13 protein-coding genes are annotated in these 25,923 nt (G+C 52.1%); 8 read left to right on the forward strand and 5 right to left on the reverse strand.

The window, feature by feature from the left end; translation table 11 throughout:
* Positions 1–755: 755 nt before the first annotated feature.
* Positions 756–3,707, reverse strand: coding sequence for a serine hydrolase domain-containing protein (locus tag FHS90_RS01410; protein ID WP_182511292.1), 2,952 nt, complete (start codon positions 3,705–3,707; stop codon positions 756–758).
* 376 nt (positions 3,708–4,083) lie between these two features.
* Here FHS90_RS01410 and mutL point away from each other — a divergent pair, with 376 nt between their 5' ends.
* The 4 genes from mutL to queG all read left to right on the forward strand — a co-directional run bounded on the left by mutL (position 4,084) and on the right by queG (position 9,281).
* On the forward strand, positions 4,084–5,970 hold the full coding sequence (gene mutL, locus FHS90_RS01415; protein WP_182511293.1) for a DNA mismatch repair endonuclease MutL: 1,887 nt from the start codon (positions 4,084–4,086) through the stop codon (positions 5,968–5,970).
* 418 nt (positions 5,971–6,388) lie between these two features.
* Positions 6,389–7,168, forward strand: coding sequence for a rhomboid family intramembrane serine protease (locus tag FHS90_RS01420; protein WP_066839598.1), 780 nt, complete (start codon positions 6,389–6,391; stop codon positions 7,166–7,168).
* Between the two features lie 2 nt (positions 7,169–7,170).
* The gene (locus tag FHS90_RS01425) at positions 7,171–8,097 is read left to right on the forward strand and encodes a rhomboid family protein (protein ID WP_182511294.1); all 927 of its coding nucleotides are present in this window, start codon (positions 7,171–7,173) and stop codon (positions 8,095–8,097) included.
* Positions 8,098–8,309: 212 nt separating this feature from the next.
* The gene (queG, locus tag FHS90_RS01430; RefSeq protein ID WP_182511295.1) at positions 8,310–9,281 is read left to right on the forward strand and encodes a tRNA epoxyqueuosine(34) reductase QueG; all 972 of its coding nucleotides are present in this window, start codon (positions 8,310–8,312) and stop codon (positions 9,279–9,281) included.
* Here the strand turns inward: queG and FHS90_RS01435 are convergent.
* From FHS90_RS01435 to FHS90_RS01445, 3 genes are all read right to left on the reverse strand, one after another.
* On the reverse strand, positions 9,246–9,440 hold the full coding sequence (locus FHS90_RS01435) for a hypothetical protein (RefSeq protein WP_066839594.1): 195 nt from the start codon (positions 9,438–9,440) through the stop codon (positions 9,246–9,248). The two genes, queG and FHS90_RS01435, sit on opposite strands and share 36 nt — an antisense overlap.
* A gap of 514 nt (positions 9,441–9,954) precedes the next feature.
* Positions 9,955–10,794 carry a ferritin-like domain-containing protein gene (locus FHS90_RS01440; RefSeq protein ID WP_066839591.1) on the reverse strand — a complete coding sequence of 280 codons (840 nt, stop codon included), beginning with the start codon at positions 10,792–10,794 and terminating at the stop codon, positions 9,955–9,957.
* Between the two features lie 15 nt (positions 10,795–10,809).
* Entirely contained in the window at positions 10,810–11,583 is a 774-nt protein-coding gene (locus tag FHS90_RS01445) for a ferritin-like domain-containing protein (RefSeq protein ID WP_182511296.1), read from the reverse strand.
* Between the two features lie 260 nt (positions 11,584–11,843).
* Between FHS90_RS01445 and FHS90_RS01450 the strand changes: the two genes are divergently transcribed.
* Both FHS90_RS01450 and aroC read left to right on the forward strand, forming a co-directional pair.
* A complete protein-coding gene (locus FHS90_RS01450; RefSeq protein WP_182511297.1) occupies positions 11,844–13,268 on the forward strand; it encodes a BatD family protein in 1,425 nt (474 codons plus the stop codon).
* Complete coding sequence (aroC, locus tag FHS90_RS01455) at positions 13,261–14,343, forward strand: chorismate synthase (RefSeq protein ID WP_182511298.1); 1,083 nt, start codon at positions 13,261–13,263, stop codon at positions 14,341–14,343. The genes FHS90_RS01450 and aroC overlap by 8 nt, the downstream gene beginning before the upstream one ends.
* 1,280 nt (positions 14,344–15,623) lie before the next feature.
* On the opposite strand, the gene FHS90_RS01460 is transcribed toward aroC, so the two are convergent.
* Complete coding sequence (locus FHS90_RS01460; RefSeq protein WP_066836951.1) at positions 15,624–17,000, reverse strand: sodium:proton antiporter; 1,377 nt, start codon at positions 16,998–17,000, stop codon at positions 15,624–15,626.
* A 204-nt stretch (positions 17,001–17,204) separates the two neighbouring features.
* Between FHS90_RS01460 and FHS90_RS01465 the strand changes: the two genes are divergently transcribed.
* On the forward strand, positions 17,205–17,822 hold the full coding sequence (locus FHS90_RS01465; protein ID WP_066836886.1) for a NifU family protein: 618 nt from the start codon (positions 17,205–17,207) through the stop codon (positions 17,820–17,822).
* 1,830 nt (positions 17,823–19,652) lie between these two features.
* Positions 19,653–25,919: an Ig-like domain-containing protein gene (locus FHS90_RS01470; protein ID WP_182511299.1), complete on the forward strand. Its 6,267-nt coding sequence runs from the start codon at positions 19,653–19,655 to the stop codon at positions 25,917–25,919.
* The last annotated feature ends 4 nt before the right edge of the window (positions 25,920–25,923 follow it).

Below are 25,923 nucleotides of genomic sequence, written 5' to 3' on the forward strand. Positions count from 1 at the left end.
AGCAAAACCGGCCTGTTCAATAGCAATTCAAACGGGTTGTAAAGGTAAGAAACGTTATGAGAAACAGGGGGCTGAACGGTATGCTCGGGTATACTAAGTTCTGGGTGCCATTAATCTTACACATTTCCCTTTCTGTCATTCTGTAAGAATCTCGGTGACGAACGGCAGTAGCGGTAGGCAAATGCTTATCTAGTTCGCTGCCTAGATTCTTTCAGAATGACAAAGTGGAAGATGCAAATTGTCTTTATACCTATATACTAATGCAGAAGCCTGAATTAAGTTTAAAATAAACTGTAAATATTTCTTTGGATGAACCAACCCGCCACTTGAAAATAAATTCGGTGCTATGCCTTATAAGATTAGGAATTTCCTGTTTTGGTGCTGTTTTTCGAAAAGTAGCCCCAAAACAGCGGCACAAGCGGACGCTTGCGCCATGGGAAGGGGAGTACACCTGCCGGTCATGGCGTCCCCCACTATGGCTCGGAAGATGCTAATAGCGCGCACACAGAGAATCACCACGTTCACTTTAAGACAAGAAGCCAGTATATGGGTTTCCTTTATGTGTCAATCGCAAGTGTTTGATTTGACTTTCAGAATTCTGTTTTCGGGCTGTTTTCCAAGAACTAGCTCCAAAACGTAAAAACATCTTTACCGCAAAGCGGAAAGTTTGGGACTACTACTTAATAAGAAAGAGGGAGAATTAGACCGTTTCTAACCTTCCCTCTTCTTATTGCTATTGCTTCGCTTTTTTGTAACTACTGGCTCTGCTCTAACGACTGATACACCACGTCATGAATACGCGTGCGGATATTGTATTGGAGCAACTTGTTGTTCTCTGACTCCGGGTGCACGCGGTTAGACAGGAAAATATAGATGAGGTTGTTGTCCGGGTCAATCCAGGCACCGGTGCCGGTAAAGCCGGTGTGCCCGTACGCACTCAACGGGGCCAGTTCAGAGGTGGGACCGTCTCCTTCGGGTTCAGGTTTGTCCCAGCCCAAGCCGCGGCGGTTGTCCAGGCTGGTGCTCTGCGCGAAGTTGGTGACTACAGGAGTTCTGAAATACTGCTGACCGCCGTAGTTGCCATTCTGCAAATCCATCTGCAGGAGAATGGCAAGGTCATTGGCGTTGGAGAACAAGCCCGCATGCCCGGCTTTCCCGCCCAGCATGGCGGCGTTTTCATCATGCACCGTTCCCTGCAATTGCGTTTTCCGAAACACGGTATCCTTCGCCGTGGGCGCGATCTGCTCTTTCAGAAATTTGTTCAGCGGGTTGTACGTCAAGCTGCTGGCACCCAGCGGCGAATAGAAATTCTGCTCCAGGAAGTCGGGGAGGGATTGGTTCAGGAGCCGCTCGGCCACGCGCTTCATCAGGTGCATGCCTATGTCTGAATAGCGGTACTCAAACTTTCCTGAGTTTAAGCGCTTACCCACCAGGTTAGATTTCACAATCCAGGTCCAGACAGAATCCTCCACCCGGCGGCTGGCGAACAAATTAGGCGTTACTTCCAACGGATATGCCTCTGACCGCAGGGTGTCATAGTAAATAGGGTTCGGCTTGCCGTCTAACAAGGTTCTCTGCCAGAACGGGAGGTTGGCGCTCAGACCGGCCTGGTGCAAGAGCACGTCCCGTACCAACAGGTTGGCTTTGTTCGTGCCTTTCAGTTCGGGCAGATAGGTGACCAGTTTGGCATCTAAGTTCAGGCGACCCTGGTCATTCAGGAACATGACGGCCTGCAGCGTGGCGGCCACTTTGGTGATAGAGGCCAAATCATAGATGGTTTTCTCGGTGACGGGCTGCGTGCGGTCATAGGTGTAGTAACCGTAAGCTTTGTCCAGAACCACCGTCCCGTCTTTCACCACCAGCACCTGGCAGCCCGGCGTGGCCGCGTAGGCAATGGCTTCCAAGGCAATGTTGTCAATCTGCTTAAGCGTAGCGGAGTTCATACCCACACTTTCTGGTATCGAGTATTTCAGGCGGCTTAGCGAAGGCGTCGGTACTCCAACTCCGGCCTTAAACTTCGGCGAAGCCGTGACGGGTAAACGTCCGTTGGCCGGAAGTGCCCCAAACAACACCTGCGGCACTACTTTCTGTACCACTTCGTTGTCTTCATAGCCGCACACCAGCCAGTTGCTGTCTTCAAAGTTCTTGAGGCTGTAGGCGTTGCCCATCACCACCACTACTACTTTCTTGGTAGGGTCGCGTTGCAAATCTTTAATGAATGCTAGGGCGGTGCCGGAAATCCCGAAGTTGCGGCCCGGGGTGCTGTTCAAGTTATGCAGGGAAATAACCACCACATCAGACCCAGCCAAATCTTTCTTGATAGTAGCATACACGCTGTCGGGGGCAATGCGGCTGCTCACCGAGAATTTCTTGAACGGGGCGTATTTGTCCAGGGTCTTGGTGAAGGCGTTGTTGTAGCCGGTGCCAATGGAGACCGACGCAAATTCGGTGGTGTCCAGTACCCGGAACGGCAGCAAATTGTCTTTGTTCACCACCACCGTCACGGCTTGTTCATAGAGCTGTTGTTGCAGCACCTGGCTCATGGGCAAACTCAATTCATGCGACAGGTTTACCAAATCAACCGGCTTGTACTGGTTCAGGCCCGCCCAATATTTGGCGTGCAGAATCTTGCGCACCCGCGTCTCAATCTCGGTTTCCTGAATAGTGCTGTCCTGCACGGCCTGCCGTATGCTGGCAATAGCTTTGGGCACGTCTTCAGAGAAGAGCAACACGTCATTGCCCGCCATAAAGGCCAGCGCGTCTACCTCGCCGGGCTTGTGGTAGCGAGTCACGCCTTTCATGTTCAGGGCATCGGTGAACACCAGCCCCTCGTACTCCATCTTTCCTTTGAGCAAGTCGCGCACCAGGTACGGCGAAAGGGTGGCAGCGCGGTTGGCAATAGAATCCAGCTTGGGAACGTGCAAATGCGCCACCATCACGCCCATCACGCCCGCGTCAAACGAGCGGCGGAACGGGTACAATTCCACGTCAGAAAGCCGCGCCAGGTCATGGTGCAGCACGGGCAAGGTTTTGTGCGAATCTGTGTTGGTATCACCGTGGCCGGGAAAATGTTTGGCCACCGCAATAATGCCGTGGTCCTGCAGGCCTTTGATGTAGGCAATGCTGCGTTGGGTGACCTGTTCCTTGTTTTCGCCGAAGGAGCGGTTTCCAATCACGGGGTTGTTGGGATTGCTGTTCACGTCTACCACCGGCGAGAAATTTACGTGCACGCCCAGCCGCTTGAGCTTGAGCGCAATCTCGCGGCCCATAAGGTACACGTACCGGTCGTCGGGCAAAGCCCCCAGGGTCATCTGTTTGGCAAAGTGCATGCTGCTGTCCAGGCGCATGTCCAGGCCCCACTCAGCGTCAATGGCCACCAGGAGCGGCGTTTTGGCCAAGGCTTGGTAGCGGTTGGTGAGCTTGGCCTGGCGCACGGGACCGCCCTGCATGAACATGATGCCGCCAATGCCGTACTGGGTCACCAGATTTTCTATCTCGCGCACATGGCTCTGCGGTTTGTTGCTGTACGCGGCCACCATGAACAGCTGCCCCAGCCGCTGGTCGGGCGTAAGGCTCTGGTACACACTGTCTACCCAACGCTGTTCCTGCAGGCTGGGCTTGGCCCGCCCCGCCGGTGTAAACCCCGACAAAGCCCACCAGGCGCCCATCACCACCGCCAACAGCCCCAGGCTATATTGTCTTAGCATTTCACAACGCGTAATAAAATTTGAATAACTGTTTCATAGGCCTAATTTCGCAGAAGGAAACCAAGCCGCGACCTTTGTTCCGCCGTTAGGCGTTTTTCGCCTCTTTTTCCCAAAACAAGCCCAAAACAGGTTTGTTGGGAACCTCACCGTTACAAGAACGCCCTTCAACTTACCCAACGGAGACGGCAGTTTGCCTTGGTTTCACCGTAAGAAACAGAAGAGCGAGCGGGTGGGCAGGAGGGGGCCTCAGGTCGCTGTTTAAGCTGGTAATATTACTTAAAATTTTGCTTTTATGCCGAAGAAAATGCAGCCAAAGCGGTTTTGAACCGCGGCGGCACCGGCAAAAAGCTAACGAAATCTACGCAGGGAAGTTTGTATGGCAGATATTATAAGATTACTACCTGAGCATTTGGCCAACCAGATTGCCGCCGGTGAGGTGGTGCAGCGGCCGGCCAGCGTGGTGAAGGAGTTGTTGGAGAACAGCGTAGACGCGCGCAGCACTAGTATTCAGCTCATTGTGAAAGATGCGGGCAAGCAGCTCATTCAAGTGGTAGATGACGGCCTGGGCATGACCGAGACCGATGCTCGCATGTGCTTTGAGCGCCACGCCACCTCTAAAATCCAGACCACCGAGGACCTGTTCCGCATCAGGACCATGGGGTTCAGGGGCGAGGCCATGGCGTCTATTGCCGCGGTGGCGCAGGTAGAGCTGAAATCGCGCGCGCGCGGAACTGAGCTGGGCACGTGTCTCACCATTGAAGCCAATGAGGTCATTAAACAGGAACCCACGGCCATGGCCGAAGGCACGGTGGTGAGTGTGAAGAATCTTTTCTACAACGTGCCCGCGCGGCGGAATTTCCTGAAAAGTAACCCCGTGGAAATGCGCCATATCCTGGACGAGTTCCAGCGTGTAGCCCTGGCCAATCCCGAGATTGCGTTCTCTTTGTACCAGAACGAGGTGGAGGTCATGAACCTACCCGCTGGTAAATTGAGCCAACGCATAGTGAGCGTTTTTGGCAAAGAGTACAAGGAGCAGCTGGCCAGTTGCGAAGAAAACACGCCGTTCCTGAACATACGGGGCTACATCGGCAAACCTGAATTCGCGAAGAAGAGCCGCGGCGAGCAGTTTTTCTTTGTAAACAACCGTTTCATCAAGAGCCAGTACCTGAACCACGCGGTGCTCACCGCCTATGAAGGGTTGCTGCCCAAAGACAGTTTTCCGTTTTACGTCCTGTTTCTGGAAATTGCGCCCGAGACCATTGATATCAACGTGCACCCCACCAAGACCGAAATCAAGTTTGAGGACGAGAAAACGGTCTACGCCATTGTGCGCGCGGCAGTAAAACAGAGCCTCGGGCTGCACAACATTGCGCCCTCGCTGGACTTTGGGGCCGATGTGAACTATATTCCGCTGCAGCCCATGAAGTTCCCCGCGTCTACTGATTTTGAGGCCGCCCCGGCCCGGGCACCAAGAGCTTCGGCGGAGCCGCCGGTGTCACAGCCGGTCACCACTACCTTTGCCAGCAAAGCGTTCAGCGGCGGGGGCGGCAGTGGTTCTGGCGAGCGCGATGAGAGTTTTTTCACGCCTTCCGCCCTGCGGGAATTTGCAAAGTCTAATAATGCTGAAAACAACCTGGAGAGCAAGCTGTTCTCTGACGAAGAGGCGTTCCCGGCGGCTTCTGCGGGCATGATGGGCGGTTCCAAAACTTTGCAGGTGCATCAGAAGTACATACTGGTACAGGTGAAGAGCGGCCTGATGATGGTAGACCAGCAGGCGGCGCAGGAACGGATTCTGTACGAGAAATACAGCCAGGCGCTGGGCAAACGGTCGGGGGCTTCGCAGCAACTGTTGTTCCCGCAGACGCTGCAGTTATCGCCTTCAGATTTCTCGCTGGTGATGGAGCTGGCCGAGGAGTTCAGTGCGCTGGGGTTTGTGCTGCATGAGTTTGGGGCCAACACCATTGCCGTGAACGGAATCCCGGCAGAGATTCCGCTGCGCGATGAGCGGGAACTGATTGAAGGGCTGTTGGAACAATATAAGAACAACCTGTCCAGTTTAAAAGTAGACCGGCAGGAGAACCTGGCGCGGGCCATGGCCAAACGCGTTTCGTCCCGGCTGACTGGCCGCCTCAACGACCAGGAGATGAACGCGCTGGTAGACCAGCTGTTTGCCTGCCAGGTGCCCAATTACACGCCCAGCGGTCAGAAAACGCTGGTGATTCTGCAGCTCAGCCAGTTGCAGGAGCTGTTTTTGAAGAGCTAGCAAATTCCTGTTTTCGGGCTATTTTGGCCAAAACAGGCCGAAAACAGGAATAGAATTGGGAAAAGGCAACAGGTGATGCAGAATTTTACTGTAAAAGATTCCCGCCTTCTTGTCATCCTGAAAGGATCTTGTTGGCAAACGGTAATGGCAGTTACTACACGCTTTTCTAGCTCGCCCACTGTTCCCTAAGCTCCTTTCAGGATGATAAAAATAAAGGCGAAGCTAAGGTTCCAAAGGGGGAAAGCCGGAATGATAAAAGTAGGGAAATGCAAAGATTGCAGGGAAAGGAAGCAAGGAAAGACGTAGGAGAAAGAAGAGGCAATCTTACAAATTCAAATAAAATGAGAGTGGAGAAAAAGGAAGGTGTTGTTGTATAAGAGCGACCTTTAAAACAGACGAGAACCACTAAAAATATTCTATGCCACCCATTACACCCATGGTGCGCAATCTGCTCATCATCAACGTGCTCGTGTTTTTTGCGAGCGACCGGTTATTTCCGGTGCAGCAGTTTGCGCTGCATGACATCAGGTCTGAGTATTTCAGGCCGTACCAGTTTGTGACGCACATTTTTATGCACGGGGGCATTGGGCACCTGTTCAGTAACATGTTCAGCTTGTTCATCTTTGGGCCGCTGCTGGAGCGGTATTGGGGGGAGAAGCGGTTCCTTACGTTTTACCTCATTACCGGTTTGGGTGCCAGCCTGCTGTACTCTGTGGTGCGGTACTATGAGATCAGCCAGGTAATGGAGGCGGCCAATCTGTTCCTGCAGAACCCTGACCCTATTGACTTTAAACGCCTGCTGGAGACGGCTGGCCTTGACACCAGATCTCTGGAGGCGTTTCTGGTTGATTTCTACCGCAACCCTACCAATACCCAGATGATTGCAGAGGCCAAGGCCTTTGCGCAGAAGATGTCAGAATCTATGCTGGACAACCCTATGCTGGGGGCATCCGGGGCGGTCTTTGGGATTTTGATGGCGTTTGGGTTCCTGTTCCCCAACACAGAACTCATGCTGCTGTTCTTCCCAATTCCCATAAAAGCAAAATATTTTGTTTTCTTGTACGGGGCGTATGAGCTGTACGCTGGTTTTCAACGTAATCCGGGTGACAATGTGGCCCACTTTGCGCACCTGGGCGGTATGCTCTTCGCGTATATCCTGCTCAAGATCTGGCAGCGCAACAGCAAAAACTTCTACTAACTATGACCAGTATTTTTGACGATATAAAATCGGCGTTCAGCCGCGGCAACAATGCCCTGCACCAGCTCATTTTCATCAATGTGGTGGTGTTTGCGGTGCTGGTGGTGCTCCGGACCGTTATGACCCTCAGCGGATCAGGAGGCGTATTTGATTACCTGATGACCTTTCTGGCCATTCCGTCGTTCCTGCCGCTGTATGCCCTCCGTTTCTGGACCCTCTTTACCTATTTCTTTACCCATCTGGAGTTCTTCCATATTCTGTTCAACATGCTCAACCTCTACTGGTTCGGGATGCTGATCAGGGAGTATCTGGGAGACAAGAGACTGGTGAACCTGTATGTGCTGGGCGGCCTGGTGGGCGGTCTGTTCTACCTGCTCACGTATAATACCATCCCGTACCTGCAGATGCGGGGAGATTCTTTGATGATGGGCGCCTCAGGCAGTGTGATTGCCGTGATGGTGGCGGCGGCCACGCTTCTGCCCAACTATACCTTCAACCTTATTTTGTTGGGCCCCATCAGGATCAAATACATTGCCGCGGTAATGGTGCTGCTGTCTATTTCAGGGGCCGTGGGAAGTAACGCCGGGGGAAACATTGCCCACATTGGCGGTGCCGTCTTAGGTTTTCTGTACATCAGGCAACTGCAGCGGGGCTCAGACATGGGCAAACCGGTGCAGGCGGTCCTGGGCTTCTTTGGGGGCTTGTTTAAACGGAAGGCTCCCTTGAAAGTCACGTACCATAACCCCAACCGGCCGTACGCGGCCGGGTCCTCCTCCAGCGCTTCCCATAAAGGTACTGGGGCACCGGTGGCCCCGGGTACCCCCTCCCAAATAGAAATTGACCAGATCTTAGATAAAATCTCTGTGTCTGGGTATGAGAGCCTCACCAAGGAGGAAAAACAGAAACTGTTCAAAGCCAGCCAGAAATAACCTGTACCCGCCCAATTCTCTGCCAATGTGCAAGCCGCCAGGTGCGCGCGCTGAGACTGCGGGCTAAGAGGCGCCAGCGCCTGGCAGCAGAAGGGATTTTAACTTCTGTTTTCGGCCTGTTTTAAGAAAAAAAGGCCGAAAACAGAAAATACCCCGCTCTTGAAATTCTTTTTCCGCAATTTTGTTCAGTAGCTATACTGCTATTGGCACCCATGTTCAATCTTGTCCCTCAACGTACGCAGCTCATCAAGCAGAAAGCCCTGGAGCTGGGGTTTCAATACTGCGGTGTGTCTAAGGCTGAGTTTCTGGAGGAAGAGGCCCCCCGGCTGGAAAACTGGCTCAACCAGAACATGCACGGGCAGATGCAGTACATGGCCAACCACTTTGACAAACGGCTAGACCCGCGCCTGCTCGTAGACGGGGCAAAGTCAGTGGTGAGCCTGCTGCTGAACTATTACCCGGAGGAAACCCAGCCCCAGGACACGTTTAAACTTTCTAAATATGCGTATGGGCAGGACTACCACTTCGTCATCAAAGACAAGCTCAAAACCCTGTTCCGGTTTATTCAGGAAGAGATAGGCGAGGTAGGCGGAAGGGTGTTTGTAGACTCGGCTCCCGTCATGGACAAAGTCTGGGCAAAGAAAAGCGGTTTGGGCTGGGTGGGCAAGAACAGCAACCTGATCAGGCCCGGGGTAGGCAGCTTCTTCTTTATTGCCGAGCTGATCCTGGATCTGGAGCTGGAGCCGGACGGCCCCGTGAAAGACTATTGCGGTACCTGTACCAAATGCATGGATGCCTGCCCTACAGACGCTATCACCCAACCGTACGTGGTAGACGGCAGCAAATGTATCTCTTATTTCACCATTGAGCTGAAAGACCAGATTCCGCAGGAGGTGGAGGGGAAGTTTGGGAACTGGGTGTTTGGCTGTGATATCTGCCAGGATGTGTGCCCCTGGAACCGGTTCAGCACACCGCACCGGGAGCCGGCGTTTGCCCCACACCCGGAGTTGCTCCATCTCTCTAAGAATGATTGGATGGAGCTAACCCATGAGGTGTTTCAGGAGGTTTTCAGGAAGTCGGCGGTGAAACGCACCGGTTTTGCGGGCCTTACCCGCAACCTTGCGTTTGTAGCCGGTGGTGCGGCCGCTCTAGGCAGCCATGACCTTCCCGAAGACCCTGTCTAGGATGCTGCAGTAAGTGCCGGAAAAGCGGTTGTAGCACCAATCGCGCAGTGTCTCCAACTCATTGCGAACCAGCATACGCATGCTTTTTCTCAGCTCTTTCTCGAACAGTTTTGAATCAAAGCTCACTTTGTCCAAAATCAATTTCACGTACTCTAACATGGTTTTATAGTGCTATGGTGAATGTGTTTTCTTAAGGACTATACTATACGTAGAAGAAGAAGCAAAAGCTGTAGTTTTTATACTGAATTTTCTAAAAATAAGTACTTATAAAAATCTGATTAGGAACCGGTGCAGAGCGTTTTATCCCCTGCCATGCCAGGTATTGTCTGGCGCAAGGGGGTGCGTTTTAGGGCTGTTTTTCAGAAAACAGCCCTAAAACAGGATCTCGCCCAAGGCATAAGCAGACGCCTGTGCCTGATGCCGGAAAAGAATCATGAATTGCCACAAGGGCACAAAAAAAGGAAACCAATCTGTTGGTTTCCTTTTTTTGCCGAGAATCTGTTTAGGGTGTCTCCATTTTAATATGCAAGTGGTTGCTTGTGCCGCCGTTTTAGGGCTACTTTTCAGAAAACAGCCAAGAAACAGGGCGTCAATCTACCCCTGCCGCACCCGCTTAGGCCTGCGCCAGCGATCAAGCAGAATACGCTCAACAGGTTCAGACGTTAAATGAAGGCTATCTGATGAACGGCATCACAATGGCGTTCACTTCTGCTACCGTTAGTGGCTCATCAAATGCCTCAGAGGCGGCGTTGGCATCAATCGTGACACCTCCAAATGAACCTGTAATGGTGACACCGGCTTGGGTGGTTGCCTCCTCCCCGTTATAGACCCCCTGGAAAGCTTCTGGCAAGCCACCTCTGTCTTTCATGGTGATCCATGGCTTCTGGGTAGGAACGCCACCTGTCACATCACGCCGCATTCTGCGCAGGTGGGCGGCGTGGCGCGCCTCAACAGAGTGAATCTGCAATGCAGCCTGCAGCACGGTGTCATTGCTCATGAGGGCAGGAGCAGCTCCTTTATAAGCCCGTACCCCGGTGTCTTCAAATGCCTGGGCTACCGCTAACATAGTGCCGTAGTTGGTAAAGGTGTTGGTCAGGATCCCACCCGCCGAGTAGTCAAAGCTATTGGCGGTATACGTGGTGGGGGCGCCGGCATTTAAACCGGTAATGGCCGTGCGCAGAAACGCTACGTGGTCCTCCTCGTGGTCTCTGATGGTTTCAAACGCGGTTTTGGCTGCCGGGGTAGGGAATAGGCTGGTGGCTGCCGCCTGCTGGTAGAAATAGTACTCCAGGTTCTCCAGTTTCAGGGCAAACTCCAGTACGTCTCTGATAGACGTGGTGCTTTGGCCATACGCTTTGTTCAGCATAGAACCGAACGCCATGGGAATAGCCGCCGCCGCTAGTTTCTTGCCAAAGCCGCCAAAGTGTTTGAACACGGCCCGGCGTGGGTCTAAACGATCGTATACCTCTGGGTCTACTTTCTCAATTTCTTTGATTATATTAAAGATGTTCATGACGTTTTCTCCTGATTATTGGGTTGGTAAATTGCTTCCGTTAATGGTTTCTTTGATGAATGGCTGAGCCGCGGCTAACACCTGTGCAGGCGTTAAGGCTACATCTAAGCCGTTGGCATTTACAATATTACCAGCGGTAATACCGGCAGGGCCGCTGGCAAAGGTGCCGTTCTCAATCATGTCTCTGATTTCAGCGGCATGACGGGCCTCTACTGAAACAATTTTACCCGCTATGCTCAAATAGGCGGCGCCGGCGCTGGAGATCAGTTTGCCAGCCCCGTTGTAAGCTGCCACTCCCAGGTCTTCAAACGTTTTGGCGGTGGCCAGAATGGAGGTGCGGCTGGCCAGGGCGCTGGCCGGCAGGTTGGGGGTCAGCGCAGGGATGATTTGATTGGCGGCGGCAGCCGTGATGGCTTTCTTGAAGAATTCACGGTGGGCAATCTCGTGGTTCCGGATATCAGTCAGCACTTGTCTCTCAGTAGCGCTGGGGAACAGGGTTGAGAAGTTGGGCAGAGCCACCACCGCGGTATAGAAGGCAGCTTCTAATTGCTCCAGGGCGTAGGCATAGTTCAGAACGCCAATGTCACCAGACCCAAGGTTCACGGTTGTGGTGTTGGTGCCATCGTCATTCATCACCGTAGAGTCATCATCGTCATCACAGCCGGTCAGGATAACCGCAGTCGTCGCCAGGCCTACTCCCGTGTAACGGAGGAAATTGCGGCGGTTCAAAGGATTCATAAGATCCTGAAAAGCGCCCCCCTTAGGGGTTTCGGTTGTGTTTTTTGCCATAGTTTTAATCTTTGAAAGTGAAACAAAGTGAGCCTTTGGAGATCGTTTACTTCCGCCGCGGCCATATTTTCCACCTGCTTTTACAGGTGGAGCAACGAGACCTACGAGGCTCCCCTGCCAACCGGATTTCAGAAAACAGAAGAAAAGCACAAATTTTCTGGCTTTCTTTGACCTGATGTGCTTCATTTGAAGGAAAGGAGAGGTAGCCCTCCTTTTGGGGAGGAAGAATACGGCGCTTTTTGCGGTTCCCCAGATACAGAATGAAAAAAAGAATTGGGATTTTGTGGTGCTTGTGGTGGTGGGTCCAGGTGGGGTGGGCGCAGGGGCTCTCTATTGAATATGGGCCCACGGTGCTTCCGCTAGACCAGTACTTTACGGTGTCCTTGAAAGCGGCAGCTAAAAGACCTGAAAAAGTGGAGGGGTTCCCAGAGATTGAGGGTATGCAGAAAAGTGCCCAGCGCGTCTCCTCCTCTACCTACCGGACTGGTGCAAAAACCACTGTGGTGTACACCATCACCCAGCAATACGCCCCCCTCAGAGAGGGGGAGTTTACTGTGAAACCCTTTACCCTGCAGGTTGATGGGAAATCTGTTGCCGCCGCAGGGGTGAAGGGACGCATAAAGTCTGCTGCGGCACCGGACCAGGATACGTTGACCCCGGCCCCGGTGGTAGCCAGCGCCCCAGAGTTTATAGAGGTCAGGGAAAGCGCGTTTCTTACCCTGCATTTGCCCAAGGGACGCGTCTATGTGGGGGAAAGTGTGCCGGTTTCCCTCTGGTTTTATGTGGCAGACACAGATTTGAACCTGGTAGACTTCTATGAGTTTGAACCGCAGATCCTGGAGATAACCCGCCTGCTCAAGCAGCGGAGCACGCTGGAGCAGGTGCTGGAGCAGCAGGAGATAAAGCCAGAGAAAATAAAGGTAGGGGAGAAGAGTTTTACCCGGTACAAGCTGCATGAGGCGGTGCTGTTCCCTATTACGGCGCAACCGTTGAAGTTCCCCGCCGTGGGACTGCGCATGGTTAAATACAAGATAGCGCAGAACCCCAGCCTTCTGGGGCAGAACCGGCTGCCGGAGTATAAAACCTACTCCACCTCAGAGAAAACGGTAACGGTGCGGCCGTTGCCGCCGCACCCCCTGCGGGACCAGGTGGCGGTGGGGGTGTTCAGGCTGCGCGAGCAGTTGTCCCGCAACACGGTCTCTCTGAACCAAAACCTGGTGTACCAGATGCAGATTGAAGGGGAAGGCAACATTTCGGCTTTGCCCATGCCGCAGAGCAAGTGGGTGTCCAGTACGTTAGAGATCTATCCGCCGGAGGTGCGGCAGCAGGTTCGGCTGCAAGAGGGCAGGATATGGGGGAGCAAGACGTTCCGGTACTTTATGGTAGGGCGGCAGGCGGGGGAGTACCCGTTGCGGGAGCATTTTCAGTGGGTGTATTTTAACTTGCAGACGGCGCGGTATGACACGTTACGGCCTTCGGTTAAAGTAAAAATAAGGGGGCAGGAAGACCAGAACGCCTTTATACGCGCCCAGGATGCCGGTAACTTCTACAAAATCATTGACACAGAGAGCAACCAACCCATTGGCTTAGACCAATTCAAAGAGATTCGCCGGTACACCAACGTGGTACTGGCGGTCATGGGGGTGGTGGCGCTTATACTATTTATCTTCCAACGAAATGAGTAACACCTACGGATCCATCTTCAGGATCACTACGTTTGGCGAATCACACGGCACGGCTGTGGGCGTCATTGTTGACGGTTGCCCGGCCGGGCTCCCTATCACGGTTGAGGAAATTCAGGCAGCGCTGGACCGCCGGCGGCCCGGGCAGTCTAAGATCACCACGCCTCGGGATGAGAAGGACCAGGTGCAGATTCTTTCAGGCATTTTCAACGGGCAAACCCAGGGCACGCCCATTGCCATGGCCGTTTTTAACAAAGACCAGGCAAGCCATGACTATTCCCACATAGAAAATGCCTTCAGGCCTTCGCACGCAGACTTTACCTACACCGCCAAATACGGTTCTAGGGATCACCGCGGCGGCGGAAGAAGCTCTGCCCGGGAAACATTGGCCCGGGTGGCGGCCGGTGTGTTGGCGCAGAAGTTTTTGGCGCAGCAGGGCATTGAAATCACCGCCTACGTTTCACAGGTGGGGCCTATACATGCCCCCGCTGATTACTCGCAGCTAGATCTTAGCCAGGTAGACAGAAACATTGTACGGTGTCCGCACCCGGAGACGGCAGAGGCCATGATCCAGTTGATTGAGGAAACCCGGGATAAATTAGACACCATTGGCGGGGTAGTGTCCTGTGTGGTGAAAGGCGTACCCGCCGGGCTGGGCGAGCCGGTGTTTGACAAGCTGCACGCCGAGTTGGGCAAAGCCATGCTGAGCATCAACGCTGTAAAAGGGTTTGAGTACGGCAGCGGGTTTGAAGGGGTGAGCATGTACGGTTCCCAGCACAATGATGTCTTTTATACAGATGCCGAAGGGAACGTGCGTACCCGCACCAACCACTCCGGCGGAATTCAGGGCGGGATTTCCAACGGGCAGGACATCTACTTTAAAGTTGCTTTCAAGCCGGTGGCCACCATTCTGCAGCCGCAGACCACCATTGACCAGGCTGGCCAGGAGGTGACGCTGCAAGGCAAAGGCCGCCATGACCCCTGTGTGTTGCCGCGGGCAGTGCCTATTGTAGACGCTATGGCGGCGTTGGTGCTGGCTGATTTTGTGTTACGGGCCCGGGCGAACCGCATTGCCTGATTTCTGTTTCCGGGCTGTTTTCGCGAAAACAGCCCGGAAACAGAAAAAGTTTGTGTAGGGGTTGTCTCTTCTTTTGAAGGGATGGGTTTGGCTGTTGCTTCTGCTTTGGCAATGTGCGGTCTGCTGTTCCCTTGGCTGGTCTGCTGTTGACAGTGCCTCACTCACTGTATTGTTTCATCTTTTCCGGTAAGCGCTCACGGCCGCGGGGCCCCGTCCTGGCGGTGAGCACTGCTGTTAAAACTAGGCCCTCCGGCCTTGCCTTCGGCACCGTATGAACAGAGGCGCTCACCGCCAGGACTGGTTTCTGTTCCTCTCCTGCTACTTCCTATACTTGCTCTGTCTGTTTCTGCAGGTAACTGTTGCTGGTCCGCTAGCCTGTGGCGAGCCCGTGCTGCGCACATCAGTCAAGGGCAGAAGTGTTAATTGTTCATTGCTGCTTGTTTGTCACTTTCTCTGGTTCAAGTTTCCAACTTGGACCTATAATGGCGGAAGCTATCAGCTTCCATGAGGCGGCAGCCTCACATTACTTCTGCTTCTTCTGCCCCCTATGGCGCGGAAGTTACTCCCGTGCCTTCTAACGCTACCTGATACTCCCGCGCTGGCGCGAGTCTCCAGACTCCTGCCTACAGCTGACGGTCGGTCTCTGCCTGCCCCCGCGCCGCGGCTGCGAAACCAGGCATTGCTGTTTCATTCGTGCTGATTTGCCTACGGGGAAAGAAAGGACTCAGAACCCATAACCCATAACTCAGAACTCACTTTGACACTCCCCCTTTGAAGGGGGCGAAGGGGGATGTTGACACCTGCCGGTCCACGCATGCCTGGAATACGGCACACAGCCTATGCCCCATGCATCCAGAGAATTCCCCTCCTGGGAGGGGTGGTTTCCATACGCCTGCCCCCGCTGTACCGCCTGCTCAAAAGACCTCGTAGCGTCTTTCAGACCTGCGAGCGTCTGTGCCAGTAGCTTCTGCCATAACAACATGAACCGTTTCCCCTCCTCCTGACCTTCTCCCGCAGGGAGCAGGTACACCGCTATGCTGTTTCTGGCCTGTTTTCCTGAAAACAGCCCAAAAACAGAACCTACGCCTGCCCCGCTGTGCTGCCTGCTCCAAAGAGCTGATAGTGCGCGCAGCTCCTGCGGGCGTCTGCGCCAATAGCCTCAGCGAACATACTGCCACGGGAGGGGGGCTGCTTCAGGAGGCAAGCATAGAAAAAGCGTTTTCGGGCTGTTTTTTGAAAAACAGCCCGAAAACGCTTTTAACTTTTAAAAAGATCAGTTGCTACAGAATCACCAGCACCCAGATCAGCGCGAGCACGGGCAGCAGGTAGACGAGGGAATATTTGAACATATACTGGAAGAACGGCGGCATTTTGACACCAGCCTGCTCGGCAATGGCTTTCACCATAAAGTTGGGTCCGTTGCCAATGTAGGTCATGGCCCCAAATAAAACGGCCCCAATAGAAATAGCCTCCAGAACCAGCAACGTCTCAGGCGACTGCGCCAAGCCGTAGGCGAAATCATGAACCTGCGCGGTATTGGCGTAGTTCATGTGGTATTTGGCCATGCCCAATGATAGGAAATTGGCGTAGGTGGGAGCATTGTCCAGCACTCCGGAAAGGGAACCGGTGACCCAGTAAAACACCGAGGGGGTAAGTTTGGCGGCAAACTCAGGGGAAGAGGCCAGTTCGGCAGAAAGCTGCAAAGCCGGCATCATGGTGAAGAAAATCCCGAAGAACAGGAACACCACCTCCATGATGGGGTCAAAGGAGAAGTGGTTACCATTGAGGGCGGTTCTGCTGGCGAACTTGAAGCAGAGAATGGCTGCGGTCAGCTGAACAATCTCCCGTACAAAAGATACTTTGATGCCGCCTTCTAACGGAATGTACGGCAACCATTCATAGGAGGAGGGATTCAGGAACGTGGCCCCTATGATGACCGCCAGCCATAGAATATTGCGCTTGCCGGTGAAGAAGAATTCGGTTTTGGCTTCATTGCGGGCCTTCACTTCCGCCTTGGGTATAAAGCCCTCCTTGTTGCGGCTGTCCAGGATAAAGAAGATAAGGCACAGCGCACTTACGGCAATGGCCCAAGGGGAGAGCAGGTGCTGCAGGGTCCAGAAGAAGGGAACCCCTTTCAGGAAACCAATGAACAGCGGCGGGTCACCCAATGGGGTCAGCATGCCGCCCGCGTTGCTCACAATAAAGATAAAGAAGACAATCTGGTACGGCTTTATGCGGTGGTTGTTTAACCGGATAAACGGCCTGATGAGCAGGAGGGAAGCGCCGGTGGTGCCTATCACATTGGCAATCACCGCGCCCACCACCAGAATACCCACGTTGATGATAGGCGTAGCATTGGCGTTGGCGTTGATATAAATTCCGCCAGCGGCGATGTACAAAGAGGAGAGCAGAATGGCAAACGAAGCGTACTCAGCCAAGGTCTCAGCCGGCATGTGGTGGTCATGCAGCACAAACAGGTAGTAGGCCAGCACCAGCAGCCCCAGGCCAACGGCAATCACTTTGAAATTCTTATGCCAGAAGTGCGGGAAAAAAATGGGGCCGGTGGCAATCAAACCAATCAACAGCACAAATGGGGCAATCAGGTAACCAGGAACGTCTGGCGGGGTGGCAGACAGTAACACGGTGTAGTTAAGCATGAGGCGCGGGTTTAATGAACAATCAACGGGGGTAAAGTTACGGTTTCTGATCAAAAACCTGCCCCCTTTCTGCCGCGTTTTGTGAGGAGGGGCTCCCCGTGGGGCGTGGTACCCAAGAGGGAACTGCGCGGTAAGGTATTTTTACCTAATTTTGGAAACTTAAAGAGCAGGTAGTTAGTTTTTACTATATTAAAGAGACCAGCCATGACTGAAAATACAACCAAACCGGTATCTGTGTACGCAGAGGCGAACCCAAATCCGGAATCAATGAAATTTGTGTTGAACTCCGTTCTGCTGGGTGACGGCGGAAGCGTGGACTACCCTACCGTGGAAAGCGCGGTAGAGTCGCCGTTTGCGCAGGAGCTGTTCAACTTTGACTACGTGAGCCGGGTGTTCATTGCCAGCAATTTTGTGACCATCACCAAGAACTCACCGGTGCAGTGGGCGCAGCTCATCCCTGAGCTGAGAACCTTTATCAAATCATACGTAGAGGCCGGCGGTCCTATCTTCATAGGCACCCCCACCACCTCTACCGCTGCCAGTGCGGCCGCTGACGTTTCTGGTGATTTGTCTGCCGAGGACACCGAGATCTCCCAGAAGGTGATTGATCTGCTGGAAAATTACGTGCGCCCGGCGGTTGAGCAAGACGGCGGGAACATCACCTTCAAGTCTTATAAGGAGGGAATTGTGACGGTGAACCTGCAAGGCTCCTGCAGCGGCTGCCCGTCTGCCACGGTCACCTTGAAAGCCGGTATTGAGAACCTGCTCAAGCGCATGGTGCCCGAGGTGCAGGAAGTAGTGGCCGAAGGCGTGGTGCTGTAATTGCCACTAAAAATTTTCGGAAAGCCCTGTCAGGAATGACAGGGCTTTTTTTATGCGTAGGAAATATCTGGGGAGCGCCTGAGTTCGCCAAAGACCCTACTCGTGCGAGCACAGCAACAGAAACGACCCATACATGAAGTGGTTAAAAATCTGTTCTGTTTTTGGCCTGTTTTCCTGAAAACAGGCCAAAAACAGAGGCAACCCCTCCCCGGGCAGAGCCCTTGCACCTTGGTCAGGCACTTAGGAGATTGCTTCTAGGCTCTCACAGACGCTTTGGCGTTAAGAGGTTCATAATTTAAATACATTTTGTAAAGTCCTTTCACTTACCTCTTGCAGGCATCTTCTATTTCTTAGATGATGATTTTACAGCATGTTGAGTAGCGTACTTTCCTTTGTGGGTTTTTAGAATTCCTGACGCTTTCATACTACACCTGATTAGAGTTTTCCCCTTTTTCTTTGGGTGATGTGTTCTGGGTTTTGGCTGCCTTGGCAGGGCCCAAGCCTGGGCGTATGCCTACGTTTTGGGGCTACTTTCCAAAAAACAGCCCGGAAACAGATGCTTACTTATCGTAAGGCCACATGCGGACGCTTGCGCCATAACTATATATAGAATCTCTAAAACAGCCTCAATTTATTCGCTTTAAAATTATATAATCTCTTTAAAATTCAGTTTTTGAAAAATATTGCTCCTGCTTCTATTGTTAATCAAGTAACAAATTTGCTGCCTTGCTGTCTTTTGAAATAATTCCCTTTAAAATTTGACCTTTTGGCTTATTGTTAGAGGGAAGGTGTTGTAAATGGCTGCTTTATTTCAGAGATGCTTTATTATTAAAATAATTTTTACAAACTTTGGACAACTATCATCCTTCCCCCTCTATTGATAGTCAGTCTCTTTTAGGTAATCCTTTTGGAGCAATAGCTTTCCTGTTTGGTTTTATTTGTCATGGATGAAAAAGGAATGCCGTTGGTGTGCTGTTTTGTAATTTTTAGATATTGATTTTGTTCTACATGCTTGCGCTAAGGCATGTTTAGTAAGTTTAATGTTCTATAAGTGCAATTAATTTTATCTCATTAGTCTGCTTGTAAAGCTCTTAAAGTAGAATCTATGGATATGGCATTTAGTTCGCTGCCATAGATAGAGAAGAATAACTATGAACTTACGTGAAAGCTTGCTGGTGTTGATTCTAAGTTGGTATAAGTGAACAAGTCTGCTTGATGGTGACAAAGGAGGGGATGCTTCATTGTTGTTGCTATTGCTGCAATGTATGGTGTGCAATCTAAATAGGTTTTATTACAGCCGGGCAGGTGTTTATTGTAAACCTGTAATTGCTTTCACCGCAAGTTATTTTTAAGTGGAATAGAATAACAGTCACAATCATGGGCTTGCAGATACTACTGGATGTTTGGTATTAGTGGCAATGAGTGGTCAGTTCAACAGCAGGGGCTTATTGAGTTATTGGTTAGGAATAATATTCCACCTTTCAATTGCATAGATATTTTAAATTTAGTTTTAGTATGATAAACACAGCTACTAAAGTCATTTTGCTTTTATTAGTGTTGTTCTCTCACGAAGTCTTCGCTCAAAAAATTGAAGACTTCGAAAATGAGGCCACTTGGCCATGGTCGCCCTGGGTTGGTGGTGCTGGAACCATATCAGCGAGTGCTGCTTTTTCAGGTTCAAAGGGAATTACAAACCCTGCATGGGTGCACAGGACAGATGTAAGCTTGGGAGATCCTGGCCATAAGCTTTCTGCCTGGGGTAAATTTACTGCAACTGGGAGGATCTATCTCGGCTTTGGGGCTAGTGCCGCTGGTGCTCACTCCTTTATCATGGCGCCTAACACTAATCAACTTTTATTTCAGGCTAATGCCAACTACGGGTTTGTTGATCTTGTCTCAAAGCCCTTCACTTACCAGTTGAATAAGTGGTATAGAATGGAAGTGCTTTGGGTAAATAGTACCACCATTGAAGGCAGAGTGTATGATTCAGATGGTGTTACAGAGTTGATCATGCTTTCACTGACAGCCACAGTGCCGCGCGGAGGGGTTGCTTTGAGAGGGATTGGAGGTGCTGATGTAGATGATATCTTTTCAGGTCCTTTTACAAATAAAACTGCTCCTGTTATTACCTCAAACGGTGGTGGGGCAACGGCAAGCATCTCTTTAGGTGAGAATATAAAAGTGGCCACCTCAGTAGTGGCTACTGATAATGAAAGGGATGCCGTTACGTACAGCATCTCTGGCGGTGAAGATCAGGCTATGTTTGAGATAGACCCTACAACGGGTTCTTTATCTTTTAAAACTGCTCCTGACTTCGAGAATCCAGCAGATGTTGGTCTAAACAATACGTATGAGGTGATTGTACGGGCCACAGAAAATACTGCGGAAAAACTGTATGATGAGCAGACCATAACGGTTACAATAACTGATGTGGATGAAATTGCCCCGTTCATAGTCTCCATTAAACGGCAAAATCCAATCCAGGAGTATGTCAACGATACTTTCGTTACCTTCAGGGTTACCTTCAGTGAAGAAGTGACGGGCGTGAATAATACAGATTTCAACGCCACAGAGGGGGGCACAATTGGTAGCCTGATCCAGCCCGTGACCAAACTGTCAGGTACAGAGTACGACGTGTCGGTGCAGATTTTGTCTGGTGAAGGCTCCCTCCGCTTAGACTTGTATAGAAATGCTTCCCAAACGGGCATTATGGACCTTGCGGGAAATGGGCTGAACACCCTCTACAATACCGGTGAATCTTATACTATAGATCGAACCGCCCCAGCCGCCCCATCCCAGCCTGATCTGCTTGCCTCCAGTGACTCCGGTGCCAGTGATTCTGATAACCTAACCAACCAATCGAAGCCCACCTTTACAGGTACCGCGGAAAAAGGGGCTAAGGTGAAAGTATTTGCGGGTGGGGTAGAGATTGGTTCGGCCGTGGCAGATGCAACCTTTGGTATTTGGCAAGTTTCCTCCAGTTCTGCTCTTGCGGATGGCCCACATGCCATTTCTGCCACGGCTACTGATGCGGCGGGCAATGTGAGCCCTGGAAGCACCACCCTGGTTATTACAATAGATGCCACGGCCCCTGCCAAGCCTGTTAAGCCAGACTTGATGGCCTCCAGTGATACAGGGTCCAGTGACTCAGATAAATTGACCAATGATACCACCCCAACACTTACAGGAACTGCCGAGGTGGGTACCAAAGTGCATGTATACGCTGGAGCGGTAGAAGTGGGATCTGCCACGGCTGGGGCAGATGGCTCCTGGCAAATCACTGCCACTGCTTTGACTGCTGGGGTATACAGCTTTACCGCTACCGCCACAGATATAGCCGGAAACACAAGCGTTGCCAGCGACGCGCTTTCAGTGACAATTGATACAGATAAACCCACGGCTCCGGCCATTGCCCGTATTGCTGATGATTCTGGTGTCAGCAACAATGATGGCCTCACCAATGACCAAACCCTAACCCTGAGCGGTACTGCAGAGGCGAGCCTGTGGGTAAAGATATATAACCTAGCTTCAGGCTCCTTGGTAGGCAACGCTACCGCTACGGCCAGTGGTAACTGGTCTGCAGCACTTCCAACCCTAACAGAAGGGGAGCATAAGTTTTATGCAATGGTGACTGACTTAGCGGGCAACGAAAGTATCGCCAGCAACACCTTTACGGTTACAGTAGATCTGACCAAACCTACTATCACTGAAGTAGTTCTCCCTGCCGCCAAAACATACGGCATTGGGGAGAAACTGGACTTTAAGGTAAAGTTCTCAGAAATGTTGAGTGCCACCGGGTTCCCAAGACTTACCATTACCGTTGGCTCTACCTCCAGAACCGCTACCTGGCAGAATCAGGTAGAGTCAAATGAATGGGCGTTTACGTACACTGTTCAGGCAGGAGATCTAGATATTAACGGAATTACTTTTGCCCTGAATGAATTGATAGTGCCTACCGGCGATGTGTTTGACCGGGCAGGCAACAGCCTGGTGCGGACGTTTACCCCAGGTGCCATGACAGATATTCTGATAGATGGTGTGGCACCTGCAATTACCTCTGTGTCAGTTCCTGCCAACGCTACCTACGTGAATGGGCAGACTATGAATTTCACCGTGAACTTCACTGAGCCGGTGACTGTGGGGGGAAGCGGTTCCCTGGGGCTTGATTTTACCCCAGATGAGGGAGGGACTCAAACGGCGGCTTACGTGTCTGGCAGCGGTTCTTCTGCGCTGGTGTTCCGTTACACCGTGGGTGAGGGAGTGAAAGATGGGAACGGTATTCAGCTAGCCTCTAGCCTAACCCTTTCTGGCGGCATGACCCTAATTGACGCCGCGGGTAACAATGCCAATACGCAGTTGAACAACGTTGCCTCTACCACCGGGGTGCTGATAGACGGCACTGCCCCAAGCGTACTCTCTGTGACGGTGCCTGCCAATGGAACTTATGTGGCGGGAGATAACCTGGACTTCTCAGTCACCTTCTCCAAAACAGTTGAGGTCTCGGGCGGAACACCTGGTTTGCCTATCTCTATTGGTACTGAAACCGTTCAGGCAACCCTGACGGGAGGAAGTGGCACTAGCACCCTTTCGTTCCGCTACACCGTGCAGAACAATGACTTTGACTCGAATGGGATCTCACTGGCTGCCTCTATTGCATCCAGCGGCGCAACCTTGAAAGACGCTTCGGGTAACGCGGCCAATCTGACTCTGAAAAATGTTCCGGCAACTAGCGGTGTTTTGGTAGATGCCGTGGCCCCTCAATTGACAGTGGTGAACATCGCTTCCAACAATGCCAACCCGGCCAGAGCCAAAGTAGGCGATGTGGTGACCGTCACTATCACCGCCAATGAGCCTATCCAGGCACCAGTGGTGACCATTGCCGGGAAAACCGCAACTGTCTCCGCAGTAGGTACTTCCACCAGCCAATACACGGCCAGCTACACCATGACTTCCGCTGAGGCGGAGGGGGCTGTGCCTTTCAGCGTCGCTTTTAAAGATGCCATTGGCAACACAGGTACCGCAGTAACGGCTACCACTGATAACAGCAGCGTGGTGTTTGACAGAACGGCACCGGTTCTCAACTCAGTAACCATTGCCTCTAATAACGCAGACGCCGCCAAAGCCAAGGTGGGTGACGTGGTGACCGTCAGCTTTACCGCAAATGAAGCGATCAGAACGCCTAACGTTACTATTGCAGGGAACGCCGCCACGGTGACAGCTATTTCAGGCAACAGCTACAGTGCCGCTTATACCATGGCAGCTAATGATGTAGAGGGAGCCGTGGCTTTCCAGATTGATTTCAGTGATGTCACAGGGAATGCGGCCACTGCGGTCTCAGCTACCACAGACAATAGCCTGGTAGTGTTTGACAAAACCAAACCTGCCTTATCCTTCGTGGCTATTGCCTCCAGCAATGCAGACGCCACTAAGGCCAAGGTAGGAGACGTGGTAACGGTAAGTTTCACGGCAGATGAAGCGATCAAAACACCCACCGTGAAAATCGCAAACCAAGCTGCCGCTGTGGTAGCAGGCACCGCAGCAAACAGTTACACCGCTACCTACACCATGGCTGCCTCAGACCCCGAGGGGAATGTCGCCATCAGCATTGCCTTTCAGGATGTGACAGGAAATGCCGGAACCACGGTAACAAGCACTACCAACAACAGCCGCGTGGTGTTTGACAGAACTTCTCCGGTGCTGGCTTCGGTGACCATTGCCTCTAACAATGCAGATGCGGCCAAAGCCAAAGTAGGGGACGTGGTGACCATAAGCTTTACAGCTTCTGAGCCTATCATGACGCCTACCGTGTCTATAGCAGGGCATGCCGCCACGGTGACCTCTGGTGCCGTTGCCAATAGCTATACGGCTGCATATACCATGGCTGCCAGTGACCCTGAAGGTCCGGTAACTTTTGAAATCAAATTTACTGATGTAACCGGGAATGCGGCAGTTACCGTAACGGCTACCACCAACAACAGCCGGGTGGTATTTGACAGAACTGCTCCTTCCCTGACTTCGGTGGCCATTGCCTCCAGCAACGCAGACGCCGCCAGGGCGAAAGTAGGTGATGTAGTGACGGTGACGTTAACGGCCAATGAGGCAATCATGACGCCAATAGTCACCATTGCGGGTCAAACTGCCACTGTTACAGCCGGCACAGGGAATACCTATACGGCCAGCTACACCATGGCCGCCACAGATGCAGAGGGCACAGTAGCTTTCAACATCAGCTTTAAAGACGTGACAGGCAATGAGGGGGCAGACGTGAACCGCACCACAGACAACAGCCTGGTAGTGTTTGACATTACAGCCCCTGTGTTGACCTCTGTAGCTATTGCCTCCAGCAACGCAGATGCCGCCAAAGCCAAAGTGGGCGATGTGGTAACGGTGAGCTTCACTGCAAATGAGGCAATCAAGACGCCAGCAGTGACCATTGCCGGAAATGCCGCCACGGTAACCGCCGGTACAGGCAATGCCTACAGCGCCGCCTACACCATGAAAGCAAATGATACCGAGGGCACCGTAGCCTTCAGGATCAGCTTCGCAGACGTAACGGGCAATGCGGCTATTGCTGAAACGGCTACCACCAACAGTAGTAGTGTTGTATTTGATAGAACCGCTCCAGTATTAACAGCTGTGACTATTGTGTCTAACAACGCCAGTGCCACAAGGGCAAAAGTAGGGGATATGATAACGGTAAGTTTCACTTCCAATGAGCCTGTCATGACCCCGGTAGTGACCATAGCCGGAAACGCGGCCACCGTTACTGCTGGTACTGCCGCTAATAGCTATACTGCCACCTACACCATGGCCAGCAGTGACCCTGAGGGACTGGTAGCTTTTAATATTAGTTTCACAGATGTGACAGGTAACCCGGGGGCAGCGGTAAACACCACCACCAACGGCAGCAGCGTACTCTTTGACAGAACGGCTCCGGCCGGCTATGGGGTGGCCTTTGTGCAGAATATGGTAACGGTGAACAACAGCAGTGCCATCACACTACGGGTAACCAATGCTGAACCAAACATCCCTTACAGCTACACGGTCACCAGCGCTGCGGGCGGTACTCCGGTGACGGGCTCGGCTACTGCCATAACTGGTAACTTTGACATTGCTAATGTAAACCTGAGTGGCCTCAATGACGGCATGCTCACGGTCACATTCTTCCAGACCGACCTGGCGGGCAACCGCGGAGCAAACGTCACGGCTCAAGTAATGAAGTACCGGAACATGGTTTCTGTTGCAAGACCGGCTGCTTTACAGGTTCCTTACCGCACCACGTTCGCGCAACTAACCAAGCCTGCTACGGTTGAAGTGACCTTCTCTAACGGCAGCAAGCAGCAGGTGGCCGTTTCCTGGCTGCCAGGTAATTATAGCACAGACGGGAAGGGAGCCGGTGAGTATGTGTTGACAGGAACCCTTGCCGTACCATCAGACGCTACCAACCTCTCTAACCTGACGGCGGAGTGGACGGTGCGCATCATGCCAAACAAAGCGCCTACTGATATCACCTTAAGCAAATCTTCTTTCCAACCAGACATCAAAGAAGACCAGGCCATAGGTGCTTTCACAACGGTAGATGAAGACGATCCATATCCTGGAGACGCAGCACACAATTACGTTTTGGTGGATGGAGTAGGAAGCACAGATAATTCAATGTTCACGATTGTTGGGAATCAACTGTTCCTCAAGCGTGGTGTGAATCTCTACGGCAGGACGCAGTTCTCCATTAGGGTGGAGAGCAGAGACTCCTATTACAGCGTTAATCCAAATAATAAATTCTCAAAAGTCTTCACTATCACCAAAGAGGGATATGATACAGCTGCCCCTGACCTGAAAATTGTGAATGCCTTCACCCCAAATGGCGACGGCAAAAACGATACCTGGAGAATTCCAGAGCTGGAGTACTACAATAACGTGGAGATTCAAGTGTTTGACCGCTCCGGGGTGTTGATCTTCCAGACCAATGATCCTACCATGAAGTGGGACGGACGGAACAAGAACGGCCAGGTGCTGGCTGGTCCTTACCTGTACGTCATCCATATCAAGGACATCAACTACGTGAAGAGAGGTACTGTGACCATCCTTAAAAATTAATGAA

It is taken from the genome of Rufibacter ruber (assembly GCF_014138425.1).
Taxonomy (GTDB): Bacteria; Bacteroidota; Bacteroidia; order Cytophagales; family Hymenobacteraceae; genus Nibribacter; species Nibribacter ruber_C.

Excerpts from the sequence above, each read along its gene's own strand:
- FHS90_RS01410 (WP_182511292.1), bottom strand. The coding sequence starts at position 3,707 with ATGCTAAGACAATATAGCCTGGGGCTGTTGGCGGTGGTGATGGGCGCC.
- mutL (WP_182511293.1), top strand. The coding sequence starts at position 4,084 with ATGGCAGATATTATAAGATTACTACCTGAGCATTTGGCCAACCAGATT.
- FHS90_RS01420 (WP_066839598.1), top strand. The coding sequence starts at position 6,389 with ATGCCACCCATTACACCCATGGTGCGCAATCTGCTCATCATCAACGTG.
- FHS90_RS01425 (WP_182511294.1), top strand. The coding sequence starts at position 7,171 with ATGACCAGTATTTTTGACGATATAAAATCGGCGTTCAGCCGCGGCAAC.
- queG (WP_182511295.1), top strand. The coding sequence starts at position 8,310 with ATGTTCAATCTTGTCCCTCAACGTACGCAGCTCATCAAGCAGAAAGCC.
- FHS90_RS01435 (WP_066839594.1), bottom strand. The coding sequence starts at position 9,440 with ATGTTAGAGTACGTGAAATTGATTTTGGACAAAGTGAGCTTTGATTCA.
- FHS90_RS01440 (WP_066839591.1), bottom strand. The coding sequence starts at position 10,794 with ATGAACATCTTTAATATAATCAAAGAAATTGAGAAAGTAGACCCAGAG.
- FHS90_RS01445 (WP_182511296.1), bottom strand. The coding sequence starts at position 11,583 with ATGGCAAAAAACACAACCGAAACCCCTAAGGGGGGCGCTTTTCAGGAT.
- FHS90_RS01450 (WP_182511297.1), top strand. The coding sequence starts at position 11,844 with ATGAAAAAAAGAATTGGGATTTTGTGGTGCTTGTGGTGGTGGGTCCAG.
- aroC (WP_182511298.1), top strand. The coding sequence starts at position 13,261 with ATGAGTAACACCTACGGATCCATCTTCAGGATCACTACGTTTGGCGAA.
- FHS90_RS01460 (WP_066836951.1), bottom strand. The coding sequence starts at position 17,000 with ATGCTTAACTACACCGTGTTACTGTCTGCCACCCCGCCAGACGTTCCT.
- FHS90_RS01465 (WP_066836886.1), top strand. The coding sequence starts at position 17,205 with ATGACTGAAAATACAACCAAACCGGTATCTGTGTACGCAGAGGCGAAC.
- FHS90_RS01470 (WP_182511299.1), top strand. The coding sequence starts at position 19,653 with ATGGCGCCTAACACTAATCAACTTTTATTTCAGGCTAATGCCAACTAC.